The sequence below is a fragment of the Serratia sp. PGPR-27 genome, from assembly GCF_022678525.1.
GTDB classification, from domain to species: domain Bacteria; phylum Pseudomonadota; class Gammaproteobacteria; order Enterobacterales; family Enterobacteriaceae; genus Serratia; species Serratia nematodiphila.
Genome location: NZ_JALBYS010000010.1, coordinates 1 through 17421, shown reverse-complemented (window position 1 = coordinate 17421; position 17421 = coordinate 1). Strand labels below are relative to the sequence as shown.

Here is a 17421-nt window from a genome sequence, read left to right as displayed (position 1 = left end):
GAGAGGCTCCTCCAGCCGCCGATGAGGCTTATGCGCAGCGCCGCGCAAAACTAAATGCCGCTGAACCAGTTGTAGCCCTGATCTTCCCAGTAGCCGCCCGGATTGACGTCGCTGACGAAGATCGCGGCGATATGTTTGGCGTTTTTGAACCCCAACTTGGTTGGCACGCGCAGCCGCAGCGGGTAGCCATAGTCCGCCGGCAGCGCCTTGCCGCCGAAGTCCAGCGCCAGGATGGTCTGCGGGTGCAGCGCGGTGGCCATGTCGAGGCTGGAGTAGTAACGATCGGCGCATTTGAAGCCGACGTAACCGGCATTCAGATCCGCGCCGACGTGCTGCAGAAAGGTGCGCAGCGGCACACCGCCCCATTGGCCAATGGCGCTCCACCCCTCAATGCAGATCAGGCGCGTGATTTGGCTTTGCTGCGGCAGCCGCTGCAGCTGTTCCAGCGTCCAGGGCGCTTTTTTCTCCACTTTCCCCGCGACCTCAAGCCGATAGCCGGCGAGATCGATCTCGGGGACGTTATATTCCGGGTAAAACGCGTTGAAGGGGAAAGGGTGGGTGATCTGATCCGGCCGGTAAGTTTGCGCCAGCCGTTGGCCGCTGAACAGCCAGGCCTGCACCCGGTCGTTCCAGCGCGACATGGCCCACAGCACTTTATCCACCCGATCGCCGTCTTGCAGGTTGCAACCGGTAAGCATGGCGATGCCGCCCAGCGTCAGGCCGGAACGCAGCATCAGGCGGCGCTGCAGATTGACCAACTGCTTTTTTTGGTCCGGTTCCAGTTTTGGCGCGGTTGCCCGCGGTTTTTTCTCATTCATGTTTGCCACCCGTTATCATCGCCCACAGCGTTTTGGGCACGACGATCACCATGAAGACGTGGATCGCCACGAACAGGCCGATGCCGGCCATGGCGAAGAAATGCACGTAGCGCGCGAAATCGAAGCCGCCAAACAGGGCGACCAATCCCTGCAGCTGAACCGGCTTCCAAATCGCCAGGCCGGACAGCACCAGCAATAGGCCCAGCGCCAGTACGCCGAGGTACATCAGTTTCTGAATGGCGTTATAGTGGCCATGCCGGTGGCGCAGGCGCAGCGTCAACGCCAGCCAGATATCCTGCCGCAGCGCGCCGATGCGAAGCGGCAACAGATCGCGGCGAAAATGACCGCTGAACAGGCTCCACAGCAGATAGCAGACGGCGTTGAGCGCCAATAGCCACATCACCGCCAAATGCCAACCAATCGCGCCGCCCAGCCAACCGCCCAGCGTCATCTGCGGCGGAAAGCGGAAATCGAACAGCGGCGAGGCGTTGTAGATTTCCCAACCGCTCATGAACATGCACACCATGGCGAACAGGTTGATCCAATGAGTGATGCGAACCGGCCAGCGATGCACTGGCGGCGACGCGTTGGTCTTCATGGCATTCCTCCGGTTACATCGGCGGCACGGTGCCGTCTTTGCCGGCGGAAATGCGGGTGGCGACGCGCTCGCCCTTTTCGTTGGCGGCGGAGAACAGCACGATGTGCACGCCCGGTTTCAGCAGGCTCAGATCGCCCGGATCCAGCGTCACGATCGGCACGTCTTCCGGCACGACGACGGTTTTCTGCTGGTTGCCGTAGGTGACGGTCAGGGTGCGGCCGTTGGATTTCACCAGTTTGCCGACGGTGCCGTTGGTCATGGTGTCCACTTTGCCGTCGGCGGATTCCCAGGCCGAGTGCCCTTCGCCGGTGCCGCGCAGGCTGGCGGCGAACACATGCACCTCCAACGCCTTGAGCGTGCCGTCCGGCTGCGGCACGGCGGCGGTGCCGATAAAGCTGTCCGGTTTGATGTCGTCCAGCGTGGCTTTGGAAACGCTGAGCACTTTGGTCTGATCGTTCAGCTTGACGCTGAGGGTCTCGCCCTTGCGATCGGTCAGCTGCAGATTGCCGTCGGCAACCTGGCTGATGGTGCCGCGCAGCGGCGCAATCACCTTGCCCGGCGGTTGGGCGGCGGCGGCCAAGCCGCTGGACAGCAGCAAGGTGGATAACAGTAAACCGGCTATACGATGACGGGTAATCATAACGTTCTCCTGAAATGAGTTTGCCGGTTAAGCATGGTTGAGCCATTGGGTCAGCGCCATGGCCGTTTGATGACATTAATGTCATCAAGTTTGTCCGCCGAAGCTGCTAGTATTTTTGCAGACGTAACGAGGTGGCGAGCATGCGAATACTGGTAGTTGAAGACGATATCGGCACAGGGGATTACCTGAAGAAAGGGCTGGGGGAAGCGGGCTACGGCGTCGATTTGGCGCGCACCGGCACCGACGGGCTGTTTCGCGCGTTGGAGCAGGACTACGATGCGATCGTGCTCGACGTGATGCTGCCGGGGCTGGACGGCTGGCAGATCATCGAGGTATTGCGCAAGAAAAGCGACGTGCCGATCCTGTTTCTCACCGCCCGCGACGGCGTACAGGATCGCATCCACGGTCTGGAGCTGGGCGCGGACGACTATCTTATCAAACCGTTTTCCTTTACCGAGCTGGTGCTGCGTTTGCGCACCTTGCTGCGCCGCGGGCCGGCGCGCGAAGCCGATCATTACGCCATCGCCGATCTGCAGTTGGACGTGCTGCGCCGCCGGGCGGTGCGCCAGGATCAGGTGATCCCGTTGACCAATAAAGAATTCATGCTGCTGCATCTGCTGGTGCGGCGCGAAGGTGAAGTGCTGTCGCGCACGCAGATCGCCTCCCAGGTGTGGGACATGAATTTCGACAGCGACACTAATGTGGTTGATGTGGCGATCAAACGCCTGCGCGCCAAAATCGACCGGCCGTTCGACGTCAAGCTGATCCACAGCGTGCGCGGCATCGGCTATGTTTGCGAGCCGCGCTCGTGAACGCCCGCGCTTCACGTCGGCCGGTGTCGCTGACGCTGCGCACCGCCATGCTGTTCGCGCTGGTGGCCGCCTGCGTGGTGAGCGGGGCGGGCTGGTATCTGTTCGGCGCCATGCGTCAGGAAATGACGCTCCGCAGCGATCTGCAGGTGACCGGGCGCGTAGAGTATTTCCGCCATTTACTGGGGCAGCGCTTTCCTTTGGCGCGCCTGACGGCTAATAACGGCCTGTTCGAAAATATGCTGGGCAATGAACAGGATGTGTTGATTTTCCAAATTCCGGGGCAAAAACCGCTCATCAATGTGAATCCGGCCAGGGTGGCCCTGCCGCCGATCGCGCCGACGCTGCCCGAACAGGCGCAGACGCTGGCCGCCGTGCGCGGCGGGGAAACGGCGCAGGGGGTGCCGCTGCGCGCGGCGTCGGCAATGGTGCGCCTGGAAGACGGCAGTTTGCTGCAGATTTCCGCCGCGCACGTGATGGTCAACGAACAGAAAATGCTGGCGCGCTACCTGTGGCGCATTGTCGCGGCGGTCGTTGTGGCTTTCCTGCTGATTGCGCTGCTGGGCTATGGGGTCATGCGCCGCGGATTGCGGCCGCTATGGCGCATGGCGGCGCAGGCGTCGGAGATCGCGCCCAATACATTGTCGACGCGCCTCAGTGAACAGGGGGCGCCGAAGGAGTTACAGCAATTGACCCGGGCGTTTAATGCGATGCTCGATCGGTTGAATGAAGGCTATCAGCGGCTGACGCAGTTTTCCGCCGATCTGGCCCATGAGATCCGCACGCCGGTGGGCGCGTTGATGGGCCAGTGTCAGGTGGCGCTGTATCAACCCCGCAGCGTGGAGGAGTACGAAACCCTATTGTCGAACAATATGGATGAGCTGGAGCGTATTTCGCGCATGGTGGAAAACATCCTGTTTCTGGCGCGCGCCGGTGAGGCGCAGTCCGCGCTGAACTACAGTCGTCTGGATGTGGCGGTCGAGCTGCGGCGGGTGGCGGATTACTTCGAAGGGCTGGCGGAAGAACGCGGTATCGCGCTGAACTGCGAAGGGGAAGGCGAGCTGAAGGCGGACGCGATGTTGTTCCAGCGGGCGCTGAGCAATCTGGTGGCCAACGCGGTGCGCTATGCCGATGAAAACAGCCTGATCGTATTGCGGGCTGAACGGCGCGCCGATGCCTGGTGGGTGCAGGTCATCAATCAGGGGCCGCCGATCGCGGCGGCACAGCTGGAAAAACTGTTCGATCGTTTCTACCGCGCCGATCCCGCGCGCAGCGCCGGCAGCCATGCCAGCGGCCTCGGGCTGTCTATCGTACGCGCCATTATGACGCTGCACGGCGGTGAGGTGCGCGCCGAATGTACCGGGCGCGCGTCTGCCGCCAGCCTCATTTTCAGCCTGCGGTTCCCGTTAGCGCAATAACCGTTAAGCCGGATTAACGCGGCGGAATGGCAAAGCGGAAGCAGGCGCCGCTTTGCGGTTGTTCGATCAGCTGAATGTCGCTGTCGTGCAGCTGCAGAATGCGCCGCACGATCATTAACCCCAGCCCGCCCGCAGGGCGCCGGGCGCCGCTCAGGACAGACGGCCGCACGAACAGATCGGCGCGCAGCGTCTGCGGAATGCCGGGGCCGCTGTCGCTGACCTGCACCATCACCCGATCTTCCTGCCGCCACAGCCGCACGCCGATGTCGCCGCCGGGCGGCGTATGGCGAATGGCGTTGTCCAGCAGGTTGGTCAGCACCCGCTCAATCATGCTGAGATCGGCGAACACCGGCGGCACGCCGGGGGCGATGTCAGCATGCAGCCGCTGATTACGCGCCTCCGCCGCCAGCTCGAACTTTTGGAACACGTCCTGCAGCAGCTCGCTGAGGGAGAAGGGCTCTTTCTGCGGTTTCACCACGCCGTACTCCAGCCGCGCCAGCTCGAACAGCTCCTGCGCCAGCTTGCCCACTTTGCGGCTCTGCGCCAGGGCGATCTCCAGATAGCGCCGCCGATCGGCGTCGCTCAGGGTGGCGGCCTTGACCGACAGCGTTTCCAGATAGCCGTGCAGCGAGGTGAGCGGGGTGCGCAGATCGTGCGAGACGTTGGCGATGAATTCGCGCCGCAGCCGATCCTGCTGCGCCAGCGTTTGCCACTGTTCGGCGAGGCGCTGCGCCATGCGTTGAAAGGCCTGTTGCAGCTGGCTGACCTCGTCGCGCCCGGCCGGCGCCGCCGGCCGCGCCGCGTAGGCCTGCACCGCCTCGATGCCGCCGCTGTCCAGCGCATTGACCTGACGGGTCAGGCGCCGGATGGGGCGAGTGACCCAGTAGAACGCGAAACCGCCGGCCAGCAGGCTGAACAGCACCATCACCCCGGAGGTCCACAGCGCCATCCTGGCCGCCGAGTTGAACTGGGCGTTGCTGGCCAGCGCCGTGTACTCTTCACCGAGCAAGACCACATACAGATAGCCCTCGACCCGGCCGTCGACCTTCAGTGGCGCAACGCTGAACACCTTGCGCCCGTCCGCGCTGCGCGGATCGTCGCCATACACCGGCATCTGCGCGCCATCGAGCAGCGCCTGCAGCGGCGCCAGCGCGACCCGCTGCCGCTTCAGATGCCCGGCCGGCGCGGCGTTGCCGATGATTGCGCCCTGTTTGTCGAGCAGGTAAACCTCAACGCTGGGATTCACCGCCATCAGTTGGTCGAACAGGGTATGCACCGCCTGCGGCTCCGGCCCGTTCACCCCCAGCAGCGGATTGCTCTCGGCGATATGCTGCGCCAGGTTGCCGGACAGGCGCTGGATCACCGCCTGGCTGTACTGGGTATTGCTGCGCACCTGCATCCAGCCGGAAAAGGCGCAGCCGATGACGATCAGCAGCGCGAAGATAATCGTGAGGCGTTGCGCTAACGTAAGGTTTTTCATGGCTCACTCTTGCGGCGCGGCCGCGAATTTATAGCCCATGCCCCACACCGTGAGGATGCGCTCGGGTTCCGCCGGATTGCGCTCAATCTTGATGCGCAGCCGGTTGATATGGGTGTTGACGGTGTGCTCATACCCTTCGTGCTGATAGCCCCAGACCTGATTCAACAGGCTGAGGCGCGAGAATACCTGGCCCGGGTGGCGGGCGAAAAAGTACAGCAGGTCGAATTCGCGCGGCGTCAGCTCGATCGGCTGTTGGTGCAGGCGCACCTCGCGGGCGATAGGATCGATGGTCAGATCGTTGAAGCTGAGCGCGCCGGCGTCCAGACGCAGGTTGCGGCTCATCGCCTCCTGGCGGCGAAACAGCGCCTTGACCCGCGCCACCAGCTCCAGCATGGAAAAAGGTTTGGCCAGATAGTCGTCAGCGCCCAGCTCCAGCCCCAGCACGCGGTGCACCTCGCTGGAGCGCGCGCTGGTGATGATGATCGGCGTGTAGCGCGTCATGGTGCGCGCCCGGCGGCAAATCTCCAATCCGTCGACGCCCGGCAACATCAGATCGAGGATGAGGGCGTCCCAGCCGCCCTGTTCCAGCATCGCCATGCCCTGATTGCCGTCGGCGGCGTGGCTGATGGCGTAACCCTCGTCACGCAGATGCAGCTGCAGCAGATCGGCGATGTCGCCGTCGTCCTCGACGATCAAAATTCGTTTTGGCTTGTCCATTCTCATTACCGCTGATTGCCCGATTCTCTCTGAAGTCTACACAACCGCCACCGGCGGAGTTATCACATTTTATTTAACTTTGCGTGAGGTCTTGGGGAACAAATCCGGGGAATACTGGGCTCATCGCATCGTTAGCTGGCAGGAATCGCTATGAGCTTCACCCTCACCCCGGAACAACGACAGACCGTACATCCTCTCTGGCTGCGGTTGACGCATTGGCTGAATGCGCTGGCGATGCTGATCATGGTCACCAGCGGCTGGCGCATCTATAACGCCTCGCCGCTGTTCAACTTCGGTTTTCTCAACGAGCTGACGCTTGGCGGCTGGCTGGGCGGCGCGCTGCAGTGGCACTTCGCCGGCATGTGGCTGTTTGGCGTCAACGGGTTGTGTTACCTGCTGCTGAACCTCGCCAGCGGGCGCTTCAAACGCAAATATTGGCCGCTCAGCCCGAGGCAGTTTCTCGCCGATGTCGGCGCGGCGCTGCGCGGCAGGCTGCAGCACGCCGACCTGCGCCACTACAACATGGTGCAGCGCGTGGCCTATCTGTCGGTGATGCTCCTCGGCGTGATAAGCGCGCTGTCCGGACTGGTGCTGTGGAAATCGGTGCAGTTTCCGCTGCTGCGCACGCTGCTCGGCGGCTATGAGGCGGCGCGATATATCCACTTTTTCGCCATGTCGGCGCTGGTGGCCTTCGTCGCGATCCATCTGGTGATGGTGGCGCTGGTGCCCCGCACGCTGCTGGCCATGCTGCGCGGACGTTAAGGAGTTCACGATGAAAAAGGATAAACCGATCATGACGATCGTTGAAGGGCAGGCGATCGTCAAAGAAGCGCAGCGCTTGTTGACCGCGTCGTCCCGCCGCCGCTTTCTGCGCAACGGCCTGACGCTGGGCGGCATCACCATGCTCACCGGCTGCGATCTCAGCGGCAACGCCAACGTTGAACAGGCGCTGAGCCGCATTTCGCGCCTCAACGATCGGGTGCAGGGCTGGCTGTTCAACGGCGATCGCCTGGCGCCGGTCTACCCGGAATCGATGATCACCCGGCCATTCCCGTTCAACGCCTTTTACGCCGAGGAGGACGCGCCCGACATCAACGGCGACGACTATCGGCTGGAGGTGGCGGGGCTGGTGCAGGACAAGCGCGCCTGGAGCCTGCCGCAGCTGCATCGGATGGCGCAGGTCAGCCAGGTGACGCGTCATATTTGCGTCGAGGGTTGGAGCGCCATCGGCAAGTGGGGCGGCGTGCCGTTCGCCACCTTTCTTAAGGTAATCGGCGCGGATCTGAGCGCCCGCTACGTCAGCTTCAAATGCGCCGACGACTACTACACCAGCATCGATATGGCCACCGCGCTGCATCCGCAGACGATTATCGCGCTGACCTACGACGGCCAGATCTTGCCGCGCAAGTACGGCTACCCGATGAAGCTGCGCATGCCGACCAAGCTGGGCTACAAGAATCCGAAACACATTCAGGTGATCGAGGTCACCAACCGCTTCCCGGGCGGTTACTGGGAAGACCAGGGCTACAACTGGTTTGGCGGCAGCTGAGGCGGCCGCCGGCCATTCTCCGGCACTCCGGTGCCTTTGACATGACGGAAGGAAATACCATGAAAAAGTTATTCGCAATGATGATGTGCAGCGCGCTGATGCTGGGCGTGGCCGGCGCCAACGCCGCGGACGGCATGAGTAAAGACGCGATGAAAAAGGACGGCATGAGCCAGATGTCGCACGACGGCATGGCGAAAGATGGGATGAAGAAAGAGTGCATGGGCAAGGACTGCATGAAGAAAGACAAAATGGGCAAAGACGCCATGAAAAAGGATGGCATGGCGAAAGACAGTATGGCCAAAGACGGCATGAAGAAAGACGAGATGAAAAAGGATGCGATGGGGCACTAAGCCGCCTCACCCCGCGGCCGCAAGCGGCAAACCGCGGCGGCTGCGGGCAGCATAAGGAGAGAGGATGATGTTGGCGACATGGCTGCGGCGCTTTCAGCGCTCGAACGGGGACGTTATCTTTATGCGCGCGGCGTTGGTGGTGATCTTCGCCGCCTTCGGCTACGCCAAATGGTTTGATTACGAGGCGCAGGGGCTGGTGCCGCTGATCGGCAACAGCCCGCTGCTGAGCTGGATGCATCAGGCGTTCGGCATTCGCGGTGCCAGTTATGCATTAGGCGTCGCTGAATGGAGCTTCGGTTTGCTGCTGCTGGCGGGATTCTGGTCGCGGCGGTTGGGGTTGCTGGGGGCGATCGGATCGACGGTGACCTACCTGACCACGCTGACGCTGATCTTTTCCACGCCGGGCGCCTGGGAGCCCTCCGCCGGCGGTTTTCCCGCCATGGCCGGGGCCACCAGCTTTTTAATCAAGGATCTGGTGTTGCTGGCCGGCTCCCTGGTGCTGCTGAAAGCCGACTTGCCGGCCGAGCAGGCATAAAAAAGGGCGTAGCCTGGCTACGCCCTCTGGTTATTGATTGACCGTCACATATCCGGGAAGGTCAGGGTGCCCCCCGGCGCTTCGCGATGAATGTGCAGGAAGTTCAGGTGCTTCTCGTACTGGTCGAGGATATCGCCAATCACCTGTTCCTTGCTGTAGTCCATCAGGTCATTGCCCTGGGTGCCTTCCATCAGGAAGGTTTCCAGCCGGTAGTAGTGCGACTTGCCGGAGCGGGCGCGGTAGGTGAAGCCCGGCACCGAGTAGCGCATCGGCCAGATCTGATAGATGAAGTTCTGTTCCTCGCCCAGGTGCACCAGCAGCTCCAGGTGGTTCAGGCGTTCGTCTTCGGTCGGCGGCACTTCGCTGAACTCCACTTTCGCGCCGCGCAACTCCAGCTCGCGCGCCACGTCCTGCATCGCCGGGCGGCAAACCTTATCCAACATTTTCTGCGTGTACTGCGTGCCCGGGTAGTTCATCACCCGCGACAGGCGCTGTTTCCAGTTGAGCACGTCGTGGCTGGAGACTGGCACCGGCGCCAGGGTGCTGAGCGCGCTGGCCTTGCGGTAGTCCTCCACCCGCAGCGATTTGTACAGCCCGGCCATCACGAAGAAGATCACGAAGCTGAACGGCAGACCCATGATCACCGTGGTTTTCTGCAGCGCCGGCACACCGTCGGTCATCAGCATGCCGATGGTCAGCAGGCCGATGGCCACCGACCAGAAAATCCGCAGCCAGTTCGGCGCATCATTATTGATGTCGGCCAGGCGCGAGGTGAAGTTACCCAGCACCAGCGAGCCGGAGTCCGCCGAGGTGACGTAGAACAGCAGGCCGGTGATGGTGGCGACCGAGGCGCTGAAGGTGAAGCCGGGGTATTGCGCCAGCAGGCTGTAGAAGCCGCGCTCCGGGAACTGCATCACTTCCTGAGCAAACTCGGCGTTGCCGTGGATGATCTGGTACAGCGCGCTGTTGCCGAAGATAGACAGCCACAGCAGAGTGAACACGAACGGTATGATCAGCGTGCCGACCACGAACTGGCGAATGGTGCGCCCGCGCGAGATGCGCGCCAGGAACAGGCCGACGAACGGCGACCACGCCACCCACCAGGCCCAGAAGAACAGCGTCCAATTGTTCATCCACTCCACCGGCCGATCGAAGGCGAAGCTGTTGAGCGTCATGCCCATAAAGCGATTGACGTAATCGCCGACGTTGAGCACCAGCGCGTTGAGCAGGAACTCGGTGTCGCCGAAGAACAGCACGAACAGGATCAGGCCCAGCGCCAGCAGCACGTTCAGCTCGGACAGGATGCGGATGCCCTTGTTAACGCCCGAAGTCACCGAGATGGTGGCCATGATCACCGACAGCAGGATCAGCGAGCCCTGCACCGTCAGGTTTTCCGGGATCTCGAACAACACCTTGAGGCCGTAGTTGAGCTGCACCACGCCGATGCCCAGCGTGGTGGCGATGCCGAAGATGGTGCCTAGCACCGCGGCGATGTCCACGCTGTGGCCGATCGGGCCGTTGATGCGCTTACCGAAGATTGGGTACAGCGCCGAGCGGATGGTCAGCGGCAGATTGTAGCGATAGCTGAAGTAGCCGAGGGCGATGCCCATCAGCGCATACATCGACCAGCCGGTCAGGCCGTAGTGGAACAGCGTCCAGACCATGGCCTGGCGCGCGGCCTCCAGCGTTTGCGCGTCGCCTTCCGGCGGCATCATGTACTGGGTCACCGGCTCGGCGACCGAAAAGAACATCAGGTCGATGCCGATGCCGGCGGCGAACAGCATCGCCGCCCAGCTCATCAGGCTGAACTCCGGCTTGGACTGCTCCGGCCCGAGCTTGATGGAACCGAAGCGCGAGGCGGCGATAAACACCACGAACACGATGTACAGCGTCGCCGCCAGCAGGTAGTACCAACCGAAGGTGGTCGACACCCAATTCAGCGTGCGGGTGATCCACTGCCCGGAGAAGTCGGTGAAAAAGATGGTCATCAGCGAGAAGGCCAGGATCAGCCCCGCCGAGGTGAAGAAAACCACAGGGTTGAGGCGGTCCTGCTGCGGTTTGGAGGAGGTTTCGCGTGTTGTCATCGTCATCCTCTGAACTGAGTAAAATCGTGCCGCTCCGCATTTCGGGGCGCGTTGGCGCCGCCGAAAAACGGGCGAATGAAGGCGGCGACCATCCCCATCGGAATGGCCTGAGTAACGCCGCTTTCGCCTGTTGCCGAAGCACCGGAGCGCTTCGCGGTGGGAACCGCTTACAGCCACTGATTTTGGTCAGATTCGTTAATTACCTCACAAAAATCAGCCAGTTCCACAACCAGATAGTACAAATTTTTAACCAGGCGGCAATAAAATATATGCAATTTTTATTGAACGTTCAATCAAAAAAAAGTTTAATAGTCCGCATGATGACCTGAATCACGGGCGAAACGGCAGTGAAATTTGCCCGCTGAGATAAGGCCGAAGTCGGTTTTGTGAGAGTCGAAATATGCCAAAGGTAGGAATGCAGCCAATCAGAAGGCAGCAGTTGATTGATGCCACGCTCGCCGCGGTAAACGAAGTGGGAATGCATGACGCCACCATCGCGCAGATCGCGCGGCGGGCCGGCGTTTCCAACGGCATCATCAGCCATTATTTCAAGGACAAGAACGGCCTGCTGGAAGCCACGATGCGCTATCTGATCAGCCACCTGGGCGAGGCGGTGAAGCTGCGGTTGCAGGCGCTGACCGATAACAGCCCGGCGGCGCGGCTGCAGGCGATCGTCGCCGGCAACTTCGACGACAGCCAGATCAACAGCGCGGCGATGAAGACCTGGCTGGCCTTTTGGGCCAGCAGCCTGCACCAGCCGCAGCTCAACCGACTGCAACAGGTGAACGGCCGCCGGCTTTATTCCAACCTGTGCGCCGAGTTTCGCCGCGTCATGCCGCAGCCGCAGGCGCGGTTGGCGGCCAAGGGGCTGGCGGCGCTGATCGATGGGCTGTGGCTGCGCAGCGCGCTGCGCGGCTCCGCGTTCAATCAGGCGCAGGCGCTGGCGCTCACGACCGAATACATCACGTTCCAACTCCGGGGGCAAACGCTGCCCGGAGGATAACTCAAGGAGATCCTATGTCCCGTTTTGGCTTGCAGAAGCTCTATATTCATGGCGCCTATGTAGACAGCACCGCTGGAAAAACCTTCAACGCCATTAATCCGGCGAACGGCGAAGTTCTGGCTGAAGTCCAGTCCACCGGCGCTGAAGACGTCGATCGTGCGGTGGCCAGCGCGGCCAGCGGGCAGAAGGTGTGGGCGGCGATGACGGCGATGGCGCGTTCGCGCATCCTGCGTCGCGCGGTGGATATTCTGCGCGAGCGCAACGATGAGCTGGCGGCGCTGGAAACGCTGGATACCGGTAAAGCGATGTCGGAAACCACCGCGGTGGACATCGTCACCGGCGCCGACGTGCTGGAGTACTACGCCGGCCTGATCCCGGCCATTGAAGGCGAGCAGATCCCGCTGCGCGATACCTCGTTCGTCTACACCCGCCGCGAACCGCTGGGCGTGGTGGCCGGCATCGGCGCCTGGAACTACCCGATTCAGATTGCGCTGTGGAAGTCCGCGCCGGCGCTGGCGGCGGGCAATGCGATGATTTTCAAACCGAGTGAAGTCACGTCGCTGACGGCGCTGAAGCTGGCGGAAATCTACACCGAAGCCGGCCTGCCGGACGGCGTGTTCAACGTGGTGACCGGCAGCGGGGCGGAAGTGGGGCAATATCTGACCGACCATCCGGGCATTGCCAAAGTCTCTTTCACCGGCGGGGTGAAAACCGGCAAGAAGGTGATGGCCAACGCGTCGGGTTCGACGCTGAAGGAAGTCACCATGGAGCTGGGCGGCAAGTCGCCGCTGATTATCTTCGACGACGCCGATCTGGATCGCGCCGCCGATATCGCCATGATGGCCAACTTCTACAGTTCCGGCCAGGTGTGCACCAACGGCACCCGCGTCTTTGTGCCGGCGGCGCTGCAGGCGCAGTTTGAGGCGAAAATTCTCGAGCGCGTGAAGCGCATTCGCCTCGGCGATCCGACCGATCCGCAAACCAACTTCGGGCCGCTGGTCAGCTTTGCGCACATGGAATCGGTGCTGCGCTTTATCGAGAGCGGCAAAAACAGCGGCGCGCGCCTGCTGTGCGGCGGCGAACGCGTCACCCACGGTGAATTCGGCAAGGGCGCTTACGTGGCGCCGACGGTATTCAGCGACTGCCGCGACGACATGGAAATCGTGCGCGAAGAGATCTTCGGGCCGGTGATGAGCATTCTCAGCTACCAGAGTGAAGAGGAAGTGGTGCGCCGTGCCAACGACACCACCTTCGGCCTGGCCGCGGGCGTGGTGACCCACGATCTGGCCCGCGCGCACCGCGTGATCCACCAGCTGGAAGCCGGCATTTGCTGGATCAACACCTGGGGCGAGTCGGCGGCGGAAATGCCGGTCGGCGGTTACAAGCAGTCCGGCGTCGGCCGCGAAAACGGCCTGACCACGCTGGAGCACTACACCCAGATCAAATCGGTGCAGGTTGAGCTGGGCGAATACGCCTCGGTATTTTAACTATCCCCGTCGTCTTTCGAGCCGCAGCCGGGTTGGCTGCGGCCGACACTCCCCGAGAGCCAAATACACCGCCTGTTGCGGATCCGCGTTTCGCGTTTTCGTCTCATGCAGGCCAATAAAGTAAGGAGATAATGAATGGAATTTGACTACATCATTATCGGTGCCGGTTCCGCCGGCAACGTGTTAGCCACCCGATTGACTGAAGACGCCGACGTCAGCGTCCTGCTGCTGGAAGCCGGCGGCCCGGATTACCGGATGGATTTCCGTACCCAGATGCCGGCCGCGCTGGCGTTTCCGCTGCAGGGCCGCCGCTATAACTGGGCGTATGAAACCGATCCTGAGCCGCACATGAACAACCGCCGGATGGAATGCGGCCGCGGCAAAGGTCTGGGCGGTTCGTCCCTGATCAACGGCATGTGTTACATTCGCGGCAACGCGATGGATTTCGACAACTGGGCCAAGGCGCCGGGTCTGGAAGACTGGACCTATCTGGACTGTCTGCCGTATTTCCGCAAGGCGGAAACGCGCGATATCGGCCCGAACGATTACCACGGCGGTGATGGCCCGGTGAGCGTCACCACGCCGAAGGCCGGTAACAACGAACTGTTCCACGCCATGGTGGAAGCCGGCGTGCAGGCGGGCTATCCGCGCACCGACGATCTGAACGGTTACCAGCAGGAAGGCTTCGGCCCGATGGATCGCACCGTGACGCCGAAGGGGCGCCGCGCCAGCACCGCCCGCGGTTATCTGGATCAGGCGCGTTCCCGGCCGAACCTGAAGATCGTCACCCATGCGCTGACCGACCATATCGTGTTCGACGGCAAGCGCGCAGTGGGCGTCAACTATCTGCAGGGCGACAGCAATCAGCTGACCCATGCCAAAGCGCGCCGCGAAGTGCTGCTGTGCGCCGGCGCCATCGCCTCGCCGCAAATTCTGCAGCGTTCGGGCGTCGGCCCGGCGGCGCTGCTGAAAAGTCTGGACATCAACGTGGTGCACGATCTGCCGGGGGTAGGGGAAAACCTGCAGGACCACCTGGAGATGTACCTGCAGTACGCCTGCAAGAAACCGGTGTCGCTGTACCCGGCGTTGCAATGGTTCAATCAGCCGAAGATCGGCGCGGAATGGCTGTTCAACGGCACCGGCGTCGGCGCCAGCAACCAGTTCGAGGCCGGTGGTTTCATCCGCAGCCGCGCAGAGTTTGCCTGGCCGAACATTCAGTATCACTTCCTGCCGGTGGCGATTAACTATAACGGCAGCAACGCGGTGAAAGAGCACGGCTTCCAGGCCCACGTCGGCTCGATGCGTTCGCCGAGCCGCGGCCGGGTGCAGGTGAAGTCGAAGGATCCGCGCCAGCACCCGAGCATTCTGTTCAACTACATGTCGACCGAACAGGATTGGCAGGAGTTCCGCGACGCTATCCGCATCACGCGCGAAATCATGGCGCAGCCGGCCCTGGACGAATACCGCGGCCGCGAGATCAGCCCAGGGCCGGAGGTGCAGACCGACGAGCAGCTGGACGCCTTCGTGCGTGAGCACGCCGAAACCGCCTTCCACCCGTCCTGCTCGTGCAAGATGGGCGAAGACGAGATGGCGGTGGTCGACGGCCAGGGCCGGGTGCACGGCATGGAAGGATTGCGGGTGGTGGATGCGTCAATCATGCCGCTGATCATTACCGGCAACCTGAACGCCACCACCATCATGATCGCCGAAAAGATCGCCGACCGCATTCGCCAGCGCGCGCCGCTGCCGCGCAGCACCGCCGACTACTACGTCGCCGGCGATGCGCCGGTGCGCAAGCAGTAACCGACACGCCCTCTCGCCGTTGAGGGGGAGGGCCGCCGTAGCAAGCAACCCCTCTCCATATGCTCTTCCCCAAGACGAGGGGGCAACTCTCTTTTATCCCTTATCCCATCATGCCGCCGGCAGCGAGATCGCCTGATCGAAACTGGTGGGCGTCGCCATGCGCCACATGCGGGCGTAGAACTCGCTTTTGATCTCCGGCTGCAGCAGCGCGCCCGGCTCCAGATAGTAATAGATATCGGCGTACACCTTGATCTCGGTCGGCGTGATGCGGCGCAGCATATGGTGCGAGGTCAGCTGCTCCGGGCGGCTGACGCCGGCCGCCGCCAGCATGTCTGCCAGCGCTTTCACCGTATTCTGATGGAAGTGGTAGACGCGTTCCGCCTTGTTCGGTACCACCAGCGCCTTTTGCCGCAGCGGATCTTGCGTCGCTACGCCGGTCGGGCAGTGGTTGGTGTGGCAGCTTTGCGACTGGATGCAGCCGACGGCGAACATAAAGCCGCGCGCCGAATTCACCCAGTCGGCGCCGAGCACCAGCACGCTGGCGATGTCAAAGGCGCTGATGATCTTGCCGCTGGCGCCAATCTTGATTTGGTCGCGCAGGCCGCAGCCCACCAGCGTGTTATGCACGAACAGCAGCCCTTCGCGCAGCGGCATGCCCATATAGTTGGAGAGTTCGAGCGGCGCGGCGCCGGTGCCGCCCTCCTTGCCGTCCACCACGATGAAGTCCGGCAGAATGCGGGTGTGCAGCATCGCCTTGACGATGGCGACGAACTCCCACGGGTGGCCGATGCACAGCTTGAAACCGACCGGTTTGCCGCCTGACAGCTCGCGCAGCTGTTGGATGAACTGCATCATTTCCAGCGGGGTGGTGAAGGCGCTGTGCGAGGCCGGCGAGATGCAATCCACGCCTTCCGGCACGCCGCGGGTGGCGGCGATTTCCGCATCTACCTTCTTCGCCGGCAGAATGCCGCCGTGGCCCGGCTTGGCGCCCTGGCTGAGCTTGATTTCAATCATTTTCACCTGCGGGCTTTGCGCCTGTTCGGCAAAGCGGCGCGGATCGAAATGGCCGTCGGCGGTGCGACAGCCGAAATAGCCGCTGCCCAGCTCCCACACCAGGTCGCCGTTGTTTTCGCGGTGATAGCGGCTGATGCTGCCCTCACCGGTGTCGTGGTAGAAGTTACCCTTGGCCGCGCCGAGGTTGAGCGCGCGGATGGCGTTGGCGGAGAGTGCGCCGAAGCTCATGGCCGAAATGTTGAAGATCGACGCGGAGTAGGGCTGGCGGCAGTCGGCGCCGCCGATGGTGATGCGGAAACTGGTTGGGTCGGCGGCTTCCACCGGCCGCATGGAGTGGCCGATGCACTCATAGCCGGTTTGATACACGTCCAGCAGGGTGCCGAACGGTTTGTCACCCATCTCGTTTTTCGCCCGGCGATACACCAGCGTGCGCTGGGTGCGCGAAAACGGGATCTCTTCATTATCCTGCTCGAGGAAATACTGGCGCAGTTCCGGACGGATGAACTCGAAGAAGAAGCGCAGGCGGCCGATGATCGGGTAGTTGCGGCAGATGGCGTGGCGCTGCTGCGTGAGATCGTAGATACCCAGCACCATCAGGCAACCGCAGGCCAGGGCCGGCAGCCAGAACCAGGGATGGTTGTGCATCATGATCAAGAAAACCAGGGTGAGCAAGATGCTCAGCACAAAGCAGGTATAGCGGCTGAATAAGGACGACTTCATAACATCTCCTGATGTTTATTTTAATCCACACGACATGACTCACGGATAATCCGTGTGCAAATCGTAACCAACAGGAGAGGATGTTGTGTGTCTGTTGCTGCTTTGTCGCCGGTTGTTACATTAATTTAACCTGGCGGAAGGGAGGGGTTGCCGCGCGGCGTGCCGCGCAACAAGCCAAGATGTTTATTTGCCGGCGACGAAGATGGTGCTCATGCTGCGCAGCCGCAGCTTTTTCATCGCGCTGTATTTTTGCGAGAAGATGGTTTTCGGGTGCGTGCCGCGTTTTTCCGCGATATGCAGCAGGCTGTCGCCGCGCAGCAGATTGAAGATCACGTCGCTTTCCGCCGGGCTGAGCTCGCGGGTTTTCTGCACCCGGATACCGCCCGGTTCTTTGCT

General features: G+C 62.1%; 17 protein-coding genes and 1 pseudogene. 10 read left to right on the top strand and 8 right to left on the bottom strand.

The genetic code is table 11. The features are described 5' to 3' along the window. Positions 1 to 50: 50 nt before the first annotated feature. From MMS95_RS07665 to MMS95_RS07655, 3 genes are read right to left on the bottom strand one after another with little or no spacing between them, the layout of a single operon-like run. Positions 51 to 818: a molybdopterin-dependent oxidoreductase gene (locus tag MMS95_RS07665; RefSeq protein WP_004939173.1), complete on the bottom strand. Its 768-nt coding sequence runs from the start codon at positions 816 to 818 to the stop codon at positions 51 to 53. Then, a complete protein-coding gene (locus tag MMS95_RS07660) occupies positions 811 to 1416 on the bottom strand; it encodes a cytochrome b/b6 domain-containing protein (RefSeq protein WP_033633746.1) in 606 nt (201 codons plus the stop codon). Before MMS95_RS07660 ends, MMS95_RS07665 begins: the two co-directional genes overlap by 8 nt. Before the next feature lie 13 nt (positions 1417 to 1429). After that, positions 1430 to 2056 (bottom strand): hypothetical protein, encoded by a 627-nt coding sequence (locus tag MMS95_RS07655; RefSeq protein ID WP_004939163.1) that lies wholly within the window; start codon positions 2054 to 2056, stop codon positions 1430 to 1432. Between the two features lie 140 nt (positions 2057 to 2196). On the opposite strand from MMS95_RS07655, the gene MMS95_RS07650 reads away from it, so the two are divergent. Together MMS95_RS07650 and MMS95_RS07645 are read left to right on the top strand one after the other, a co-directional pair. Beyond that, on the top strand, positions 2197 to 2868 hold the full coding sequence (locus MMS95_RS07650) for a heavy metal response regulator transcription factor (protein WP_021504273.1): 672 nt from the start codon (positions 2197 to 2199) through the stop codon (positions 2866 to 2868). Further along, positions 2865 to 4283, top strand: coding sequence for a heavy metal sensor histidine kinase (locus MMS95_RS07645; protein ID WP_021504274.1), 1419 nt, complete (start codon positions 2865 to 2867; stop codon positions 4281 to 4283). Before MMS95_RS07650 ends, MMS95_RS07645 begins: the two co-directional genes overlap by 4 nt. A gap of 13 nt (positions 4284 to 4296) precedes the next feature. Here the strand turns inward: MMS95_RS07645 and MMS95_RS07640 are convergent, their stop codons facing one another. Together MMS95_RS07640 and MMS95_RS07635 are read right to left on the bottom strand one after the other, a co-directional pair. Further along, positions 4297 to 5763 (bottom strand): ATP-binding protein, encoded by a 1467-nt coding sequence (locus MMS95_RS07640; protein WP_242141547.1) that lies wholly within the window; start codon positions 5761 to 5763, stop codon positions 4297 to 4299. A 3-nt stretch (positions 5764 to 5766) separates the two neighbouring features. Continuing rightward, positions 5767 to 6480, bottom strand: a complete 714-nt coding sequence (locus MMS95_RS07635) for a response regulator transcription factor (RefSeq protein WP_021504276.1) — start codon at positions 6478 to 6480, stop codon at positions 5767 to 5769. Positions 6481 to 6630: 150 nt separating this feature from the next. On the opposite strand from MMS95_RS07635, the gene MMS95_RS07630 reads away from it, so the two are divergent. From MMS95_RS07630 to MMS95_RS07615, 4 genes are all read left to right on the top strand, one after another. Then, complete coding sequence (locus tag MMS95_RS07630; protein WP_242141546.1) at positions 6631 to 7242, top strand: cytochrome b/b6 domain-containing protein; 612 nt, start codon at positions 6631 to 6633, stop codon at positions 7240 to 7242. Positions 7243 to 7252: 10 nt separating this feature from the next. Beyond that, the gene (locus MMS95_RS07625) at positions 7253 to 8029 is read left to right on the top strand and encodes a molybdopterin-dependent oxidoreductase (protein ID WP_176326001.1); all 777 of its coding nucleotides are present in this window, start codon (positions 7253 to 7255) and stop codon (positions 8027 to 8029) included. 59 nt (positions 8030 to 8088) lie between these two features. Further along, positions 8089 to 8379 (top strand): pentapeptide MXKDX repeat protein, encoded by a 291-nt coding sequence (locus MMS95_RS07620; protein ID WP_015377176.1) that lies wholly within the window; start codon positions 8089 to 8091, stop codon positions 8377 to 8379. A gap of 64 nt (positions 8380 to 8443) precedes the next feature. Next, positions 8444 to 8914, top strand: coding sequence for a DUF417 family protein (locus MMS95_RS07615; protein WP_033637683.1), 471 nt, complete (start codon positions 8444 to 8446; stop codon positions 8912 to 8914). A 44-nt stretch (positions 8915 to 8958) separates the two neighbouring features. On the opposite strand, the gene MMS95_RS07610 is transcribed toward MMS95_RS07615, so the two are convergent. Continuing rightward, entirely contained in the window at positions 8959 to 10998 is a 2040-nt protein-coding gene (locus MMS95_RS07610) for a choline transporter (protein WP_004939112.1), read from the bottom strand. On the opposite strand from MMS95_RS07610, the gene MMS95_RS07605 reads away from it, so the two are divergent. The 4 genes from MMS95_RS07605 to betA all read left to right on the top strand — a co-directional run bounded on the left by MMS95_RS07605 (position 10989) and on the right by betA (position 15291). After that, complete coding sequence (locus MMS95_RS07605; RefSeq protein ID WP_134954089.1) at positions 10989 to 11327, top strand: hypothetical protein; 339 nt, start codon at positions 10989 to 10991, stop codon at positions 11325 to 11327. The two genes, MMS95_RS07610 and MMS95_RS07605, sit on opposite strands and share 10 nt — an antisense overlap. Before the next feature lie 71 nt (positions 11328 to 11398). Then, positions 11399 to 12001, top strand: coding sequence for a transcriptional regulator BetI (gene betI, locus MMS95_RS07600; RefSeq protein WP_033633738.1), 603 nt, complete (start codon positions 11399 to 11401; stop codon positions 11999 to 12001). Positions 12002 to 12015: 14 nt separating this feature from the next. After that, on the top strand, positions 12016 to 13488 hold the full coding sequence (gene betB / locus MMS95_RS07595; protein ID WP_242141545.1) for a betaine-aldehyde dehydrogenase: 1473 nt from the start codon (positions 12016 to 12018) through the stop codon (positions 13486 to 13488). Between the two features lie 135 nt (positions 13489 to 13623). Beyond that, complete coding sequence (gene betA, locus MMS95_RS07590; protein ID WP_004939099.1) at positions 13624 to 15291, top strand: choline dehydrogenase; 1668 nt, start codon at positions 13624 to 13626, stop codon at positions 15289 to 15291. A gap of 108 nt (positions 15292 to 15399) precedes the next feature. Here the strand turns inward: betA and MMS95_RS07585 are convergent, their stop codons facing one another. Both MMS95_RS07585 and MMS95_RS07580 read right to left on the bottom strand, forming a co-directional pair. Then, the gene (locus tag MMS95_RS07585) at positions 15400 to 17025 is read right to left on the bottom strand and encodes an FMN-binding glutamate synthase family protein (RefSeq protein WP_015377182.1); all 1626 of its coding nucleotides are present in this window, start codon (positions 17023 to 17025) and stop codon (positions 15400 to 15402) included. A gap of 183 nt (positions 17026 to 17208) precedes the next feature. After that, positions 17209 to 17421, bottom strand: a pseudogene (locus MMS95_RS07580) (LuxR family transcriptional regulator); the annotation flags it as partial.